At 42.1% G+C, this 17465-nt stretch carries 16 protein-coding genes; 12 read left to right on the top strand and 4 right to left on the bottom strand.

What is annotated here, in order from left to right; translation table 11 throughout:
• Positions 1 to 33: 33 nt before the first annotated feature.
• From T530_RS0108710 to T530_RS0108660, 11 genes are read left to right on the top strand one after another with little or no spacing between them, the layout of a single operon-like run.
• On the top strand, positions 34 to 345 hold the full coding sequence (locus T530_RS0108710; protein ID WP_252507361.1) for an ATP-dependent Clp protease adaptor ClpS: 312 nt from the start codon (positions 34 to 36) through the stop codon (positions 343 to 345).
• Positions 345 to 2777, top strand: coding sequence for an AAA family ATPase (locus tag T530_RS0108705; protein WP_051537909.1), 2433 nt, complete (start codon positions 345 to 347; stop codon positions 2775 to 2777). The genes T530_RS0108710 and T530_RS0108705 overlap by 1 nt, the downstream gene beginning before the upstream one ends.
• 12 nt (positions 2778 to 2789) lie before the next feature.
• Positions 2790 to 3767 carry a substrate-binding domain-containing protein gene (locus T530_RS0108700; RefSeq protein ID WP_027728676.1) on the top strand — a complete coding sequence of 326 codons (978 nt, stop codon included), beginning with the start codon at positions 2790 to 2792 and terminating at the stop codon, positions 3765 to 3767.
• Positions 3764 to 5314 carry a sensor histidine kinase gene (locus T530_RS0108695; RefSeq protein WP_027728675.1) on the top strand — a complete coding sequence of 517 codons (1551 nt, stop codon included), beginning with the start codon at positions 3764 to 3766 and terminating at the stop codon, positions 5312 to 5314. Before T530_RS0108700 ends, T530_RS0108695 begins: the two co-directional genes overlap by 4 nt.
• Positions 5307 to 6875, top strand: a complete 1569-nt coding sequence (locus tag T530_RS0108690) for a response regulator (protein WP_027728674.1) — start codon at positions 5307 to 5309, stop codon at positions 6873 to 6875. Before T530_RS0108695 ends, T530_RS0108690 begins: the two co-directional genes overlap by 8 nt.
• Positions 6876 to 6914: 39 nt before the next feature.
• Positions 6915 to 7967, top strand: coding sequence for a sugar ABC transporter substrate-binding protein (locus T530_RS13975; RefSeq protein WP_051537908.1), 1053 nt, complete (start codon positions 6915 to 6917; stop codon positions 7965 to 7967).
• 9 nt (positions 7968 to 7976) lie between these two features.
• Positions 7977 to 8765, top strand: coding sequence for a hypothetical protein (locus T530_RS0108680; RefSeq protein ID WP_027728673.1), 789 nt, complete (start codon positions 7977 to 7979; stop codon positions 8763 to 8765).
• Between the two features lie 13 nt (positions 8766 to 8778).
• Entirely contained in the window at positions 8779 to 9078 is a 300-nt protein-coding gene (locus tag T530_RS0108675; protein WP_027728672.1) for a hypothetical protein, read from the top strand.
• A 12-nt stretch (positions 9079 to 9090) separates the two neighbouring features.
• Entirely contained in the window at positions 9091 to 9546 is a 456-nt protein-coding gene (locus tag T530_RS0108670) for an ASCH domain-containing protein (RefSeq protein WP_027728671.1), read from the top strand.
• 1 nt (position 9547) lies between these two features.
• A complete protein-coding gene (locus T530_RS0108665; protein ID WP_027728670.1) occupies positions 9548 to 10123 on the top strand; it encodes a hypothetical protein in 576 nt (191 codons plus the stop codon).
• Positions 10124 to 10143: 20 nt separating this feature from the next.
• Positions 10144 to 10995, top strand: coding sequence for a 1-acyl-sn-glycerol-3-phosphate acyltransferase (locus T530_RS0108660; RefSeq protein WP_027728669.1), 852 nt, complete (start codon positions 10144 to 10146; stop codon positions 10993 to 10995).
• An 89-nt stretch (positions 10996 to 11084) separates the two neighbouring features.
• Here T530_RS0108660 and rny read toward each other — a convergent pair whose 3' ends face one another.
• The 3 genes from rny to T530_RS0108645 form a co-directional block, all read right to left on the bottom strand.
• Positions 11085 to 12617 carry a ribonuclease Y gene (gene rny / locus T530_RS0108655; RefSeq protein WP_027728668.1) on the bottom strand — a complete coding sequence of 511 codons (1533 nt, stop codon included), beginning with the start codon at positions 12615 to 12617 and terminating at the stop codon, positions 11085 to 11087.
• Between the two features lie 122 nt (positions 12618 to 12739).
• Positions 12740 to 13591 carry a YitT family protein gene (locus T530_RS0108650; RefSeq protein ID WP_027728667.1) on the bottom strand — a complete coding sequence of 284 codons (852 nt, stop codon included), beginning with the start codon at positions 13589 to 13591 and terminating at the stop codon, positions 12740 to 12742.
• Between the two features lie 15 nt (positions 13592 to 13606).
• Positions 13607 to 14098 carry a dCMP deaminase family protein gene (locus T530_RS0108645; protein WP_197018261.1) on the bottom strand — a complete coding sequence of 164 codons (492 nt, stop codon included), beginning with the start codon at positions 14096 to 14098 and terminating at the stop codon, positions 13607 to 13609.
• Between the two features lie 110 nt (positions 14099 to 14208).
• On the opposite strand from T530_RS0108645, the gene T530_RS0108640 reads away from it, so the two are divergent.
• On the top strand, positions 14209 to 16095 hold the full coding sequence (locus T530_RS0108640) for a methyl-accepting chemotaxis protein (RefSeq protein WP_027728665.1): 1887 nt from the start codon (positions 14209 to 14211) through the stop codon (positions 16093 to 16095).
• 137 nt (positions 16096 to 16232) lie between these two features.
• Here the strand turns inward: T530_RS0108640 and T530_RS0108635 are convergent, their stop codons facing one another.
• Positions 16233 to 17450: a 3-phosphoglycerate dehydrogenase family protein gene (locus tag T530_RS0108635; RefSeq protein ID WP_038074216.1), complete on the bottom strand. Its 1218-nt coding sequence runs from the start codon at positions 17448 to 17450 to the stop codon at positions 16233 to 16235.
• Positions 17451 to 17465 lie beyond the last annotated feature (15 nt).

The raw sequence follows: 17465 nt of genomic DNA, 5'->3' as shown, positions 1-17465 counted from the left end.
TCTACTTTCTTGTTTTGTGTTATATTAATGTCTATGAGCGAATATAATAGTCAGATGGAAAATTCCGGAAGCGATTTTGCAGAAGAAACTGGCATCGAACTTCCGCCGGAACGCAAGGTAGTTTTCTATAATGATGATTTTACCACAATGGATTTTGTGGTAGACGTTCTTGTATCAATTTATAATAAAACTCACGATGAAGCAGAAAACCTCATGCAGGCTGTGCATCAGGAAGGTTCTTCTGTAGTGGGAGTATATACTTTTGATATTGCCGTTTCCCGGGCAAATCTTACAAAACAGATTGCGCGAAAAAACGGCTTTCCTCTTAGGGTAGAAGTTGAGTAATGGCAAAAAATGATGATTTACAAAGGGGAATGGTGCGCCAGATGAAGGTAAGCCCTATGCTTACAAAGATTCTGTCAGAATCCCTCTTAAATGCAAAACAGTCTCATCATCAGTTTTTTACGCCCGAGCACGTGCTTGCGGCGGCCATAAGAAATGAATTTGTAATTAACCTGCTTGCAGACAGCGGAGCAGACTCTGAAAATTTAAAAAATCATCTTCACGATTATCTCAATACAAAAATGCCGGTAGTTTCGGACGAAGCCAATTCTGAATTTGTAAAAGGCCCGGTTGAATCTGCGGGTTTTCAGAATATGATGAATAAGGCGGTTTTCTACTGCGTTTCAAGCGCCAGTGATGTAATTGATATTACTGACGTTCTTGTCAGCATGTATGATGAAAGCCGTAACTACTGCTCTTATTTTTTGAAAACAAGCGGCGTGGACAGGCTCAAGCTTCTGGAAAATATCAGCCGAAACCGTCCTTATATTAAGGATGCCGCAGGTGGGGCAGGCGGCAATGCAAATGCCCAGAGGGCCCGCCAGCAGAATCAGAACGGCTATCCGGAATTTATGTCCAACAATACAGGCGGCCTTGAGCGATTTGCAACCAACCTTACTGAACTTGCCAAAAAAGGCCTTTTTGATGAACTTATCGGCCGTGAAGAAGAACTGGAACGTACAATTCAGGTGCTCTGCAGACGAACCAAGAATAATCCGCTGCATGTCGGAGACGCGGGCGTTGGTAAGACGGCGCTGACACAGGGACTGGCGCAGAGAATCGTTCAGGGCCGGGTTCCTGAAGACCTTAAAGACTTTACTATTTATTCGCTTGATATCGGGCTTTTGCTGGCGGGCTCTAAATTCCGCGGTGATTTTGAAGAGCGCCTTCATTCAATTATTGATGAACTCAAGCAGAAAAAGAAGGTTATCCTTTTTATAGACGAAATCCATATGATTATGGGAGCCGGCTCAAACGGTTCTTCCCAGATGGATGCGGCAAATCTCTTGAAGCCTGTGCTTGCAACCGGCGAAGTAAAATTCATCGGTTCTACAACTTTTGAAGAGTATGCCAAAAACTTTGAAAAAGACCGGGCACTTGCCCGTCGCTTTCAGAAAATCGATATTTCAGAACCTACAGCGGAAGAAACCGTTAAGATTCTTAAAGGCCTTGTAAAAAAATATGAGGCTTATCATCACGTACGTTTCGCTCCTGCCGCAATTGAAGATGCCGTAAAGCTTTCCCTTCAGTATCTGCCTGAACGCCGTCTGCCGGATAAGGCAATCGACATTATTGATGAAGCGGGCGCTTACCTTCACATAACAAAAAGCGGCGGCTTTAATGGCGGCTCAAAAATTTCAAAAGATAAAACTGTCGTTACAATTTCAGGTTACGACGAGCTTGCAATGACTGAGCGACAGGTGCCGGCACCTTCACCTCTTGTTACACCGGCCCTTATCCGCAAGGTAACTGCAAAAATTGCAAAGCTTCCTATAGATTCCGTTCAGGGTGAAAATAAAGATGCCCTTCGCCAGATTGAAGCTTCAATGAGTAAGGAAATCTACGGTCAGGAAAAGGCAGTTCTTGCCCTTGCAAGGTCTGTTAAGCGTTCCCGTGCCGGTTTCCGAAATCCCGATAAGCCTGAAGCCTGCTTCCTTTTTGTTGGTCCTACAGGCTGCGGTAAAACTGAACTTGCCAGAACTCTTGCAAAAATCCTGAATGAGCCTCTTTTGCGCTACGATATGAGTGAGTATCAGGAAAAGCACAGCGTAAGCCGTCTTGTCGGTTCTCCACCGGGATACGTTGGTTTTGAAGAAGGCGGTCAGCTTACAAAAGACATCCGCAAAAATCCAAAGGCCGTAGTTCTCTTTGATGAAATCGAAAAGGCCAACGAAGACATTTATAATATTCTTCTTCAGGTGCTTGATTACGGAAGCCTTACCGATAACCAGGGACGCAAGGCAGATTTCCGCAACTGCATAATTATTATGACAAGTAACGCCGGCGCCCGTGACCTTGAAAAGCAGGGAATCGGCTTCGGCTCAGAAAATAACGACAACCTTGAAGCTTCCCTGAAAGAAGCCGTAAATAAGGAATTCCCGCCTGAGTTCCGTAACCGCCTTGATGCCGTAATTCCATTCGGTTACCTGGATATGGACGTTGCAGAAAAAGTCTGCCGCAAGGAAATTGCCCGGCTTGCAGTCCGCATGAAGGAAAAGAAGGTCGAACTCACTGTTTCTGACCAGGCTGTTACCCAGCTTACTCAGCTTGGCTATTCAAAGGAATTTGGCGCCAGAAATATTGCCCGCACGGTAGAAGATAAAATTGCAGATTCTCTTGTTGATGAAGTTCTTTTTGGAAAACTCGAAAAAGGCGGAAAGTGTTTCGCCGATTATGATAAAGAGTCTAAAGAATTTACTTTCAGCATAAATTAAAGCGGTAAGATTGTGAAAACCGTAAAAGTAAAAAAAGTCAGTTTTTTTTCAGTTCTCTTTCTGTCCATCACCTTTGTTTCGGTTGTGCTTTTCTGTTTCAGTTTCTGCGCCTACATCAAGCAGAGAAACCTTGAGTTCGAAAATTATCTTGAAGACCGCAACTATCATATTCTTGTAACCGGTGACTACGAAAATCAGCTTTTTTTGCGACAGGTTTTTGAAGGCGCTGAATCCATCAGCTCTGATTACAATTCAATAGTAGAACTTTACGTTCCCCAGTCTTATGCCCAGAACGTTTCCCTTCAGGAACTTTTTGACTACGCTTCTTTTGCCAATGCTGATGCCGTTATCGCATTTTTTTCGCAGAACGAAGACCTTGATGACATTGTTATTCCCACAAAAAAGGATTCAATTCCCATTCCCCTTATCACAATCGGAACCTATCATCCTCAGATTCCTCAGGTTGCTTACATAGGAATTAATTATTCAGAAATGGGAAAGAAAACTGCAGAAGAAGCCACTGCCTTTGCCGGAAAAGATGGACAGGTCTTTTTACTGCAGGGCGAAGTTGGAAGTGTGAGCCAGAATTCAAACTTTTTGAACTCTTTTTCTTCTGCTTTTTCAAAAGAGGAAACTTCTGTTCGTGCAGTTCACGTAGTTGATCAGGTTCCTCACGAACAGGAGCTTATTCAGAATTATAACTTAAAAGAAAATGACAGAGTTGTTTTTATCACTCTTAATGAAATGTCTGCGGTTCAGGCTTCACAGATTCTTTCTGCCTATACTTCAATTCACACAGATATAATCTGTGTCGGTAACAGTGAAATTACTGAAAGCCTTTTTGAGCGCCACGCAATTTCTGAAATTATTTCGGTAGATCCAGAAAAAATCGGAATTTCAGCATTGAAAGAAATTTTTGAGTATCTTGCCCTTCGTCATTCAAACAATTATATTACCGCAGAACTACAGATAAGGAAGGCTGAAAAATGATACGAAGCCTGCCTTTTCTTTTTTTAAGAGCTTTACGATATTTTCAGGGCAAGAGTCTCCGCTGGCGAATCATGCTCTCAATTTTCATTTCGATTTTTATTCTTATGGTTACTCTGATTTCGGTTTATAGAATTGAATATCATTCTGTAAGGCTGATTGGCGGTGCCTACAAATCCAACATGGAACTTACCGCTTTTTCAGATTCCCTGAATCTTACAGAAAAAGCGGTAGAAAATTACGTAAACTTCCACACCTTTGACAGTATCGACACCTATTACAGTGCCCGCACCAAGGTTTCAGAATACATGGAAAACATGCAGATACGACCTTCCCAGGATTTAGTTCTGCAAAAGGAATATCTTGTGTCTCAGTTTGCCCAGAACTTCCTTTTATTCAGCGGAAAGGCAATTTATGCCCGCCGTGCCAACGACTTTAATGCTGTAAACTATTACTATGCAAAAACCATTTCCTGCTACAATATGCTGATGAAGCAGCTTTCCGAGCTCAGTTCCCTGCTTTTACAGCAGAACGCGACAAATTACAATCAGAACCTGGAACAGCTCAATTCGCTTTATAAAATCTCTTTTCTTCTGTTTATAATGGTTTCTTCAATCATAGTTTCGGTAATGTATTTTTCCGTTACAAAGATTGTTAAGCCTCTCAAGCAGATTTCTAACGTTGCCCATAAAATTTCCCAGCGCGATTTTAATGTTCCGCTTTTTTATGCCAAAACTCACGACGAAATCGGAAACATCTGCGATGCCTTTGACCGCATGATTATCAGCATCCGCGAATACATCGACGCCATCTGGGAAAAGGCCGTTACCGAAGCCGAACTCAAGGAAAAGGAAGTTGAAATGCAGGCTCTTTATGCCGATGCCCAGCTGCGAGCCCTGCAAAATCAGATTAATCCTCACTTCCTCTTTAATACTTTGAACACCGGCGCCCAGCTTGCCATGATGGAAGGTGCCGACAAAACCTGCTTCTTTATCGAGCAGACTGCAGATTTCTTCCGCTACAATATCCAGCAGAAGGAAAAAAGCGTTTCAATTGACGAAGAACTTAAATTAATTGATAATTTTGTATATATAATGAGCGTGCGTTTTGGAAACCGCCTCGTCTTTGAAAAGCAGATTCCGGAAGTTCAGTTTTCCCAGCAAATTCCTGTGATGACACTCCAGCCTCTTGTAGAAAACTGCATCAAGCACGGACTTAAAAATTCAGTCGGCAGGGTAGTGCTTAAAATTGAAGAGCTTGATAAGACAATTCAGATTTCCATTTCTGATAACGGTTCGGGCTTCCCTGAGAAAATCCGAGAGGATATTTTTGCTGCCATCCAGAAAACTGATAAGGACGGACTTCAGAACATACTTGTTTCGCTTGATTCCAATGCCGTTAAACGCGAAGAAGGCAGCAACGGAACAGGCCTTATAAACGTATTCATGCGCCTCAAACTCTTTTATCATCGTGATGATGTTTTTGATATTACCCAGAATGATGAAGGTCAGGGAACAAAATTCATAATAAGGATACCGGCAAATGTATAATATTCTTATAACTGATGACGAACAGATTGCAATCGACTCGCTGAAATTTATCATCTCAAAGAATTTTGATTCCAACGTAAAGCTTTTTACGGCCCAGTCGGGAACAGATGCCCTGCAGATTATCAATCAGGAAGAAATTGATATTGTTTTTATGGACATTAATATGCCGGGCCTGACAGGTCTTGATACTGTAAGCTGCATTAACAAGCTCAAGCCCGATACTGTAATCATCATAATAAGTGCCTTCGACCGCTTTCAGTACGCCCAGGAGGCAATGAACCTCGGCGTTTACAAATATATCACTAAGCCTGTAAACCGAAACGTAATCATTCAGACGGTGCGGGAATCAATGAACATCGTAGACAATAAGCGGGGACAGATTTTTGACGAAGTTGCCCTGCAGCGCAAAATGGACATGTTTTCCCCGATGATAGAAAACGATTTTATGTATTCGGTAATTTTCAGCAACGAGGTTAATACAGACCTTTCAAGTTATCTTGAATATTTTAACATCGAAAATCCTGTCTGGAGCTTTTTTACGCTTGAAGTGCCCCGGGTTACTAAAAACAACCAGCACGATACATATATGAATCTCCGCACAGTTCTCAACGAGCAGCACCGCTTTCTGGTAAGTTCTTTTGTAATCAATAGAATTGCCGTTTTCTTTCCTATTCCAACCGAGCTTTCTGATCCTGAAATTTTCAAGACCGAAGTCCGCCGCATCTATCAGATTTTGTGTAATAAAATCGGAACCGGGATCCGCATGGGGGTAAGCGGCATTGAAAATGACAAGAACAAAATCATTGCGGCTTATAACGATTCCCTTCAGACTTTAAGCAAGGTTCCTCACGATGGCGGCATTGCCTTTTCCGGTGAGGAAATGCCTTCCGTGGCAGGTGTTGCAGGCGAATGTGATTCAACTGTCTGCACTGCCGAGCTGCAGAAAAAGCTTTACAGCCGTCTTAAAATCGGAGATTCTGCCGGTGCCCGTTCCCTCTTTGACCAGTACTTCAAGAGCCTTGAAAAGTCCTGCCAGAATCAGACAAAACTCAAGTCTTCGCTCATTGAATTTCTTATCAATGCTAAAAATATCACTCTGGAAGTGGTTCCTTCCTATTCCAATTCAAAATTCGAAGACCTCTTTTCATATTTTGCCGCTGAAGACAATCCCGGCTCCCTCAAGGATTTTGTTAATCAGCTGATTACAGACCTTGTTTCTGCAATTTCAAACGTAAAGAGTCAGAAGGAAAATCCGACTATCGAAAAAGTCTGCCGCTACATCGACGAAAATCTGGACAAGGATCTTTCGCTGGAAGTTCTTGCAAATGTTGCCGACGTCAGCACCTTCTATCTGAGCAAGCTTTTTAAGGAAGAAAAGAGCGAAAATATCATCAACTTTGTTACAAACAAGCGCCTTGACCGTGCCCGCCAGCTTTTGAGCGAGACGAAATATTCCATCAAGGAAATTACAGCCTTCACCGGCTATAACGACCAGAATTATTTCAGCCGTCTGTTCAAAAATAAGTTCGGACTTTCGCCTTCGGAATTCCGAAATAATTAGGATGAACTTTATGCATCCAAATCTGAAAAAGGGAAAATTATGAAAGTTAAAAAATTGATTTACGCAGGTCTTATCTTCTCACTTCTCTTAAGTCTTAACTCGTGTTCCAAGCGACCCCAGCTCTCATTAAATCAGAAGGCCGCCGAAAAGAACGTAAGTCGTCCTCACAGAATAAAAATCGGCTTTTCAATTGATACCCTTGCAATGGAACGCTGGCAGCGCGACGTTGATGTTTTTATGAACAAGGCAAACGAACTTGGCGCTGAAGTTATCGTTCAGAATGCCGGCAACAATATTGATGAACAGAACCGCCAGATTCATTACCTGGGTGAAAAAGATGTTGATGTTGTAGTTATCGTTCCAAAAGAGGCAGACAAGCTTACAACATCAATTCAGTATCTTAAGTCAAAAAATATTTCTGTTGTCAGCTACGACCGCCTTATCAGAAACTGCGATGTAGATTTATACATCACCGTAGACTGCTACGAGGTTGGACGCCTTATGGCAAGGGGGCTTATGGAACGTACTTCAAAGCGCAGATGGCACTGTATTCTTGGCGCAAAAGAAGATTTTAATATGACAATGCTTACAACTGGTCTCAGACAGGCGCTTTTGGGACAGAATATCAATATTGAAAATGTCTTTTACACTGATAACTGGAACTACGACCTTTCCTATCAGTATATGCAGAACCTGCTTGCGTCAAAAAAAGTTCCGGAAGTAATTCTCTGCGGAAACGACGCAATTGCTTCCAGCGTGCTTCAGGCAATGCGTGAATACGGAATAAACTATCACGTGCCTATTTGCGGTCAGGATGCGGATATTGCGGGCTGCCAGAATGTTTTAAAAGGCACTCAGGATTTTACGATTTTCAAACCGATTACTGATCTTGCCGCAAACGCTGCAGAGCTTGCCGTTCAGCTTGGAAGAAGCAAAGATGCGGCATCACTTCCCGGCGTTTCAGAAAAAATCAACAACGGTGAAAAAGATGTTCCTGTTTTCTGGCTTGAGCCGACTCTTGTTGACAAAACTAATATTGAAGAGATAATTATAAATTCAGGTTTCCATTCAAAATCTGAGATTTACCAATAGGAAAATAAAATGACTGTAGAAGAACTTTCCCAGGAAATTTTTAATCGATACGGCGAGGTTACCCGTGCCCGCGGATATTTTTTATACACTAAAAAAGGAGTTCGCCTTACAGATATGTATCTGGAGGACGGACGGGCAATTTTAGGCTGGCGTGCGGGAAATGCGCTTTTACATTTTAAGAATATGCTTTCGCGCGGAATAAGCGGAAGTTTTAAGTGCGAAAAAAACTGCCGCCTGGAAAAATCTCTCTGTCTTCTTTTGGGCGGTGCTAAACGACGTGCCTTTTCCTTCTCTTCAAAGCAGACAGCAGTCAAAGCAAGCCTTATGTTTTCTAAGGAAAAAACAATTGTCTGGAAGCCATTTTCAAAAATCAATTATTCAGATTTTGACAGTGTAGTTATTGCTCCTCCTTTTGGCTGGACAAATTCCTTCTGGCTCCTTTCTGTAAAAGAAGAACTCTGCGATGAAGATACTGTAAAGCTCCTGCCGGAAGAAACACATCTTTCTTTCCCTCTTCTGACTGCCGTTACCCGAGCTGTTTATGATTATATGGAAGAAGAAAAAATCCGCCAGGAAAAAGACTGGTTTATTTACGACACTTTCCTTCATAATTATTTCGAGCGTAGCGGCTGTCACCTTACAGCCAAAGTGCCGAAAGAAAAATATGATGAATTCGTGCTCTACTGCCTTGATCACCATATCATCATCAATCCTCATTATGAGGGAACTTCTTATGTGCCTTATCAGGTTGATAAAGGAAATTTTTCGCAAATTAAAAACTCACCTTTTGCTTTTTAATTCCGAAAATTAAATGATGAACCCTGAAATTTTATTTTACATAATAAAGCTTGCAGTAAACGGACTTGTAACATTTTTTGCAATCCTTCTATTGTCCAGAATGCGTTCTGCTGCCTGGATGAGCATAATCTGCGGCTTTTTGTGTTCATATGCAGGAACCGTTTACGGGATTTTGATTGAACTTGGAATCCTTTCTGAATGCGGCGTCTTCCTTTTTGGAATCCCGCTTTCTTCGTTATTAAATCTATGCCTTCCTGCATTGTTTTTTATAATCGGATTTATAATAATGCTTTCAAAAAATAATCAGGCTTAAAAAGGGAAAATTATGACAGAACTTGATGAATACTGGAATAAATTTATAAGTGATACTGGCCGCAGCGAAGATGATAAATGCGCTGGTGATTTGAACTTTGAAGCTAAAGGCTTTGTCGGTGATGAAAAGGTTGCCCTTGTGCTTGGCGGACAGAAAACAGCCTTTTTTGCAAGCTGGCCGACATTTTCTATAGATATGGAACCGCTTCCTGTTTCAGGGGAATTGTACATTGTCGTTGACCGGGCAAACAATCCCCGCTGTGTAATAGAGCTTGAAAGCGTTGAAATTGTTCCATTCAATGAAGTTACCTGGGAAATGGCCCGACAGGAAGGGGAGGATGAAAACCTTGGCGCCTGGAAGGAACGCCAGCAGGATGCCCTTGAAGATGAAGCCGCAGTTGTCGGTTTTGAATTTACCCCAGATATAAAACTTGTATTTCAGACATTTAAGGTAATATACAGAGGATAATATGAAAAGATTTTTGATTGTTTTAGCCATGATTTTTGCCGCAAACTCGGTTTTTGCCTACCAGAACTTTTTTGGCGCTTCTATTGGGCTTATGTCGGGAATTCCTTTTTACGGAACTCCTGAGGTACGCGACTGGAATAATGATGTTTCAGATCAGAGCCGCATAATTATCGGAACCCTTGCAGATATTCACTTTAATGTTTCTGATAATGCAACCTTCTTTTTGGGAAGTGACCTTCTCTGCGATTTTATCTGGCACGGCTCAGAAGCCCACGCAAATCATTTGAACTATGATTTTTCACTTGGATTAAAAGTTTTCCCTAATCTTGCAGGCTTTTGCGCAGGTCTTGCCTATGTTCTTGGCGCCCGCACAGACTTTGTAGAAACTGCTACTTACACAGCAAACGGAACTACTTCTTCCTGGGGAAACGGCATCAAGCTTCTTGCTGAATATAATTTTGCTCACGATGGAAAATCGCGATATTATCCGACACTTGGTTTGTTCTGGAAAATCTTGCCGCGCGGTAATCACGATTTTGATAATATGATTTGTGCCTACATTATGGCAAATTTCTAGATTTTGAGGTTAAAAAAACTATGACAGCTGAAGAAAAAGCAAAGTACAGCCGTGAAGGGCTTCCTAAAATCAAAAACATTTTTTCCTATTCTTTTAATGTTCTTCTAAAAATAATCTTTTTGATTTATTTTGGTGTTGGCGCAATGGTTCTTGCAATTGTTGTTTTTCCTTTCCTGCGCATTTATGCCCATAATAAGGATTTTGGCGTAGTTGCCAGAGCTTATGTTTCGCGTACTTTCCGCGATTTTCTTGCCCAGCTTTCATTTTTCGGCGGTTCAAAAGTAATCGTACAGGACAGGGAATACTTCAAAAACATTCACGGAAAGGTGATTGTTGCAAATCATCCTTCACTTCTGGATTTTGTTTACATTATGTCTCTTGTGCCTAATTCAAACTGTATCGTTCGCGGCGGCCTTACAAAAACTCCTCTTGCAGGCGTAATTAAGCAGGCTTATATTACAAATACAACTGAATTTGATGATTTGTGCAAGCTCTGCAAGGAAACAATTGATAAGGGAAACAACGTAATTATCTTCCCTGAAGGAACCCGTTCTCCTCGTCACGGCCAGAATAATTATAAGAAGGGGGCTGCCAGAATAGCACTTTATTCAAATGCTAACGTTCTTCCGCTCTTTATCGGCGGTACAGATAAATACGGTCTTGGAAAAAAAGATCCGCTCTTTTCTTACAACCCTGTAGAACGCTATGTTTATGACATTCAGGTTCTTCCAGAAATCAATATTGCAGAATACAAGGAACTTTCAGAACCAATCGCTGCAAAGCACGTAACAGAAAAGATGGAAAGCCTTATCCGTACAGCCGGCGCTGAATATCCAAAAACACATTCATACCAGACATACAATAATTACTAAGAGTTTTGTTAAATAAAGAAGGCTGTCCAAGCGGACAGCCTCTTTTTTTTATCTTGCGTACTCAAGTCGCTTCGCTAATCTCATACGCTCTAGCGAGCGTATTCGACGATACGTGTTTCTCGAATCATTGTAAGTCTGATTCTTCCAGGGTAACGCAAATCTGTTTCGATCTGCTTTGCAATGCTTCTTGCAAGGTCTTTTACATCGCTGTCAGGAATCTTCTCATTATTAACAAGGATTCGAAGCTCACGGCCTGCCTGAATAGCATATGCCTTTTCAACGCCTGCAAATCCTTCTGCAATTGCTTCAAGGTTTTCAAGGCGTTTAACGTAGTTGTCAATTGTTTCGCGGCGTGCGCCAGGACGAGCAGCTGAAATAGCATCGGCAATCTGAACGATAACTGCTTCAATTGTTTCTGCAGGAATATCGTTATGGTGAGCGCCGATTGCATTTACTACGCGGGCATCTTCACCCATCTTGCGGGCAATTTCTGCACCAACTTCTGCATGGTTCTGGTCGCTGTCGTTTTCTGCACCCTTACCAATATCGTGAAGGATAGCTGCGCGTTTAGCAAGTTCACGGTCTGCGCCGATTTCTGCTGCCAGCATTGCTGCTGCCTTTGCAACCTCCTTAGAGTGGTTGAGTACGTTCTGTCCGTAGCTTGTACGGAAGTAGAGGCGTCCAAGAGCGCGGATGCCGTCTGTATTCATGTTGTGGATACCAAGATCAAAGAGGGCTTTTTCACCTTCTTCGTAAATCTTGTTCTGAACTTCATGAGTAACTTTCTGAACGATTTCTTCAATTCTTGCCGGATGAATACGTCCGTCAGAAATGAGGCGTTCAAGTGATTCTTTTGCAATTTCCTTGCGAACAGGGTCAAAACATGAAATTACAACTGCTTCAGGTGTATCGTCGATGATAATATCAACACCAGTCAATGTTTCCAGAGTTCTGATGTTGCGTCCTTCACGACCGATGATACGTCCCTTCATTTCATCGCTTGGAAGTGAAACTGTTGCAACTGTAATGTCGCCAGTTGTTTCCGGTGCAATGCGCTGAATAGTTGTAATGAGTACATCTTTTGCTTTTTTTTCGGCTGTGAGCTGGGCTTCCTGTTCAATTTTGTTGATTAAAGCCTGTGCGTCGTGACGAGCCTCATTTTCAAGATTTTTGATAATGAGTTCTTTTGCTTCTGCTGCTGAAAGACCTGAAATGCGTTCCAGTTCCTGACGATAGTGCTCTTCCTGCTTAGAAAGTGCCTCCTCCCGTCTTGTCATTGCTGCTTTTCTGTCTGTCAGTTCTTTTTCAGCCTTTTCAAATTCCTGAGCGCGCTGATCAAGAAGTTCTTCTTTCTTGTTTACTTTAGCTTCGTAACGCTGAACATCTGCTCTGCGTTCACGATTTTCTCTTTCCTGCTGATTTCTTTCCCGAATGAGCTCATCTTTTGCATTTAACAAAATTTCTTTTTTCTGTGCTTCAGCTTCGCGAATTGCTTCCTGCTTAACACGTTCTGCTTTTTGTTCAGAAGCAGTTAATTGAAATCTGGCATAAATCCAGCGAATAATCCATCCAAGAACAATTCCAACAACAGGGAGAGAAACGAACCAAACTACATTTGGCATACTTTTTCTCCTAGCATAAATTTTTTAGAATGTTCTTATTAATAATAACGTACAATAGAAGAAAATGCAAAGGCTTTTTAAGTATAAGTGAAGAAAAAATATAAAAAAATGTTAGTCTGAGGCTAATCCTGTTTTTTCATGATGAAGTTGCCCTTGAGCATTTTTGTCTGAAGAGTGTTTACAAAGGCACCTGGGTCTGCTTCTTTTATAGAACGTACAAGCTTAAACTCTTCATCGCTGGAAATTACAGTGTAGAGCATTTTTCTTTCAGCTCCCTTATAGCAGCCGATTCCCGTAAAGAGGGTGGCGTCGTGGCCTGTAACGTCGCGGATTACGTGAATCAACTCATCAGTGTGGTCAGAAATAATAAAAAGCGTGGATTTTTGATAGCGTTTGTAAAGGGCATTCAAAAGCTGGGTTGTTGCAAACTGAAATACTATAGAATAAAGTGCTCGTTCCCAGCCGAAAAGCAGGCCGAAAACTCCCAGAACTGCTACATTAAAAATCAAAATCATGTTCCAGATACTTCTTCCGGTCTTTTCTGAAACGTAAATCGAAATAAAATCAGTTCCGCCGCTTGTTGCCCCTGCAAGAAGACAAAGTGTGATGGCAAAACCGTTTAAGAGGCCGCCGAATATCGAACAGAGGATAGTATCATCAGTCATCACAACCGTAATGTCTGGAATAAGGTCTGTAAGGATACCCGAAAGAATAATCATCCATATAGAAAGAAGTGTGAACCATTTTCCTACATATTTAAAACAGATTATTGCCGGAACAAGGTTGAGCCCCCAGTAAAAAACTGTAAAAGGAATTTTTATGCCGGCAAATTTCATAAAAATTTCCTGAAGCAAAAGCGTAATACCCGTAAATCCGCCCGGCAGCAGTCCGCCAGTGTGAACGAAAGTCTTGATATTTACTGCCATCAGGGCAGCCGCCAGCGAAACTACTAAAAAACGCAAAAACAGCTTCATCTTCTGCCGCCTTTTTTACAGGGTGATTTTAATTTCCCTTCCGCTGCTTTCATAGTGGATATATTTTACGCCGGCCGCATCAAACATTTTTTTTGATGCAATTACACTTGGAGTCCCGTCGTATTTATTGTCATCATAGATTACAGTTTTAATTCCGCACTGAATGATTGCCTTTGCGCATTCGTTGCAGGGAAAAAGTGAAACGTAGATTTTTGCACCTTCAAGACTTCCGCCCCTGTAGTTTAAAATTGCGTTTAATTCGCTGTGAGTAACGTAAATGTATTTTGTATTGAGGGGATTTTCATCTTCGCGTGACCAGGGAAATTCATCATCACTGCAGCCGCGTGGGAATCCGTTATAGCCCATAGAAAGGATTTTATTGTCTGCCGAAACAATGCAGGCCCCTACCGGAGTGTTAGGATCTTTTGAGCGCAGGCCGGAAAGCTTTGCAACTCCCATAAAATATTCGTCCCATGAAATGTAATCAGCTCTTTTTGGTGTAATCATGAAATCATTATAGCATTAAAAAACTTTACTGTTAATAATTCTGTGTTATAATTTATTTTATGCAAAAAAGTTAGTGGGAAGGGTGCAGCAGAATCAGGAGGCTTAGTTTTATGGCTGATGTTAAGAATCACGGCTTTTTTGGAAGTTTGAAGGTAAAAGTTGGCGGATTTTCGGTAATCATTTTGCTTGCGGTTGCCGTTACCTATACCGTTGTTGCCTTGCGGACTATTATGTCACTTCAAAAGTATACGCTTCAAAAGCAGCAGTCACTTATGCTCAGCGCGTACGACGAAAAGATTCAGTGGCAGGTTCAGAATGCCATCACTGTAATCAAAACTTACGATGAAATCTATCAAAAGGAAGGACTTTCTCTTGAAGAGCGACAGGCTCGCGTAAAGGAAATTATGCGCGGGGTTCGTTACGGAACAGACGGCTACTTCTGGATTGATACTTTTGACGGTGTGAACGTCCTGCTTCCGCCAAAACCCGCTACCGAGGGTACAAACCGCCTTGACTGGACTGATGAAGACGGCAAGCACATGGTTGCTGATTTTATTGAATGTGGAAAATCAGATGCGGGCGGTTTTACAGATTTTAAATTCCCAAAGCTTGGAAGTGATAAGCCGGAGCCTAAGCGTTCTTATACGGCGCCTTACAAGCCTTACAAGTGGGTAATCGGTACTGGTAATTATATTGATGATATTGATATTGCAATTGCCGCTGAGCACAAAGAGCAGGAAGGTTTGTTTAATGTTATCCTTATTAAGCAGATTTTAATGGGCGTTGTCGTAATTGTAATTGCCTGCATTATTTTTGTTCTTGTAGTCGTAATCATTTTTGTACGTCCTATTTCACGTATTACAGAAAACTTTAAGGACATTTCAGAAGGTGAAGGTGATTTGACCGCCAAACTGCCGGTTTCCGGCAATGATGAAATTGCCCGCCTGAGTGAATATTTCAACCGCACGATTGAAAAACTTCGCGCGACAATTTCACACATTAAAACTCAGGCTGAAGGCATGCATTCTCTTGGTGAATCTCTTGCCCAGAATGCTGCAGGTACAGCCAGCGCAATTACTCAGATTATTTCTAATATTGATAATATTAACGGTCAGATTACTGAGCAGAGCAATGGTGTTCATCAGGCTGCAGATGCCGTTGATACAATTGCGACAAACATCACCCAGCTGGACAGCATGATTGAGCGCCAGTATTCAAGCGTAACTGATGCTTCAAGCGCCGTTGAAGAGATGATTGGTAATATCGCCTCTGTAAACAATTCTGTTGATAAGATGGCAGGTTCCTTTACCCTTCTTGCAAAAAATACCGACACTGGTGTTACAAAGCAGCAGGATGTAAATGCCCGAATCCAGCAGATTGAAGAGCAGAGTAAGATGCTTCACGATGCAAACATTGCGATTGCAAATATTGCCAGCCAGACAAACCTTCTTGCAATGAATGCGGCTATTGAAGCGGCTCATGCGGGAGAGGCAGGAAAAGGCTTTGCGGTTGTTGCTGATGAAATCCGTAAGCTTTCTGAAACTTCAAGCGCTCAGTCTAAGACAATCGGACAGCAGCTTAATAATATTAAGGATTCAATTTCCAGCGTAGTAGTTGCTTCTACAGAGGCTAGTGAAGCCTTCTCTGTCGTATCTGAAAAGATTACAGAAACAGAGCAGCTTGTAACTCATATTAAAAATGCAATGCAGGAGCAGAACGAAGGTTCCATGCAGATAAGCAATGCCCTGCGCGGCATGAATGACAGTACCGGCGAAGTTCGTAACGCTTCAAAGGATATTGCAGGCCGAAATGAACTTATTCTTGGTGAAATGCAGAAGCTGAGAACGTCAACAGAAAGCATGAAGGTTGGCGTTGAAGAGATTTCAGGCGGCGCCCACCAGATTGGTGAAAGCGGTTCAGTTCTTGCCAAGAACTCTTCCGAAGTGCGCGACGCGATTGAAGGAATCAACTCGCAGATAAGTATGTTTAAGGTTTAAAATGAAAGAGGCTGCCTGAGTTTTAGGGCAGCCTTTAATTTTATAGAACGGAGCTCGCTAGTCTCGCACCGAGATCTTCTATCGATGAACCTAAAACGACCCGCTGTCGCAGCTCGTTTTTTAACGGTTCTTCGATTTTAATCATCATCACTCGTAGCTTCGTGATGAACAGTCTGGTCTGCGAAGATTGGTCTTACGCGGTTTACAGTGTCGCAGGCAGCGAGTTTTGCGATGATGTCATCTGTAACTTTTCCGTCTACGTCGATGATGTTGTATGCAACGTCACCGCGAGCCTGGTTGATGAATGATGCAATGTTGAGCTTTGCTTCACCAAGGATTGTTGTGAACTTAGAAATTGTATCAGGAATGTTTTTATGGCTGATACAAAGACGAGTTCCGCCCTGTGGAATAGGGTTGTCTGTAACAGTCTTAGGGAAGTTTACAGAGTTTACGATATTTCCGAACTCAAGGAAGTCCTTAAGCTGAGCTGCTGCCATAACGGCACAGTTGTCTTCTGCCTCTGGAGTAGAAGCGCCAAGGTGTGGCAGACAGATTACCTTTGGATGATTCAAAAGCTCTTCTGCACAGAAGTCGCTTACGAATGCTGCAACTTTTCCGCTGTCCAAAGCGGCAAGAATATCAGCATTGTTTACAAGACCGCCGCGGGCAATGTTTAAAATGCGGACACCGTCCTTCATAGTCTTGATTGTAGTAGCATTAATCATGCCCTTTGTATCATTTGTCTGAGGAACATGGATGGTGATGTAGTCAGATTTTGCAAATACAGTATCCAGTGTTTCAGCGATTTTTACATTGTGATCAAGGCTCAAAGCAGCTTTTACAGAAAGGAAAGGATCATAACCGATAACTTCCATTCCGAATTTAAGCGCAAGGTTAGCAACCATAGCACCAATTGCACCAAGACCGATTACACCAAGTGTTTTGCCCTTAAGCTCAGGACCAACAAACTGTGATTTTCCTTTTTCAGCAAGATCAGGGATTTCATCACCTTTTCCTGTAAGTCCCTTTGCCCATGCGTTAGCGCTGATAGCTGGACGGCTTGCAAGCAAAAGACCGAGGATTACAAGCTCTTTTACGGCGTTTGCATTAGCACCAGGAGTGTTGAATACAACAACGCCCTTTTCTGTAAGTTCAGGAATTGGGATATTGTTTGTTCCAGCCCCTGCGCGTGCAACTGCCTTTACGCTGTCAGAAATTTCCATAGAGTGCATGTCAGCCGAGCGAACAAGAATTGCATCCGGATTATTGATGTCAGATGCGATTTCGTAAACGTCTCTTTCCAGCTGGTTAAGACCAACTGCCGCAATTTTATTTAAAGTCTGAATCTTAAACATAATAGTTTCCTTAAT

Source organism: Treponema sp. C6A8, assembly GCF_000619925.1.
Lineage (GTDB): Bacteria > Spirochaetota > Spirochaetia > Treponematales > Treponemataceae > Treponema_D.
Note: the sequence above shows the minus strand (reverse complement) of the source record. Positions and strands in the feature narration are given on the sequence as shown.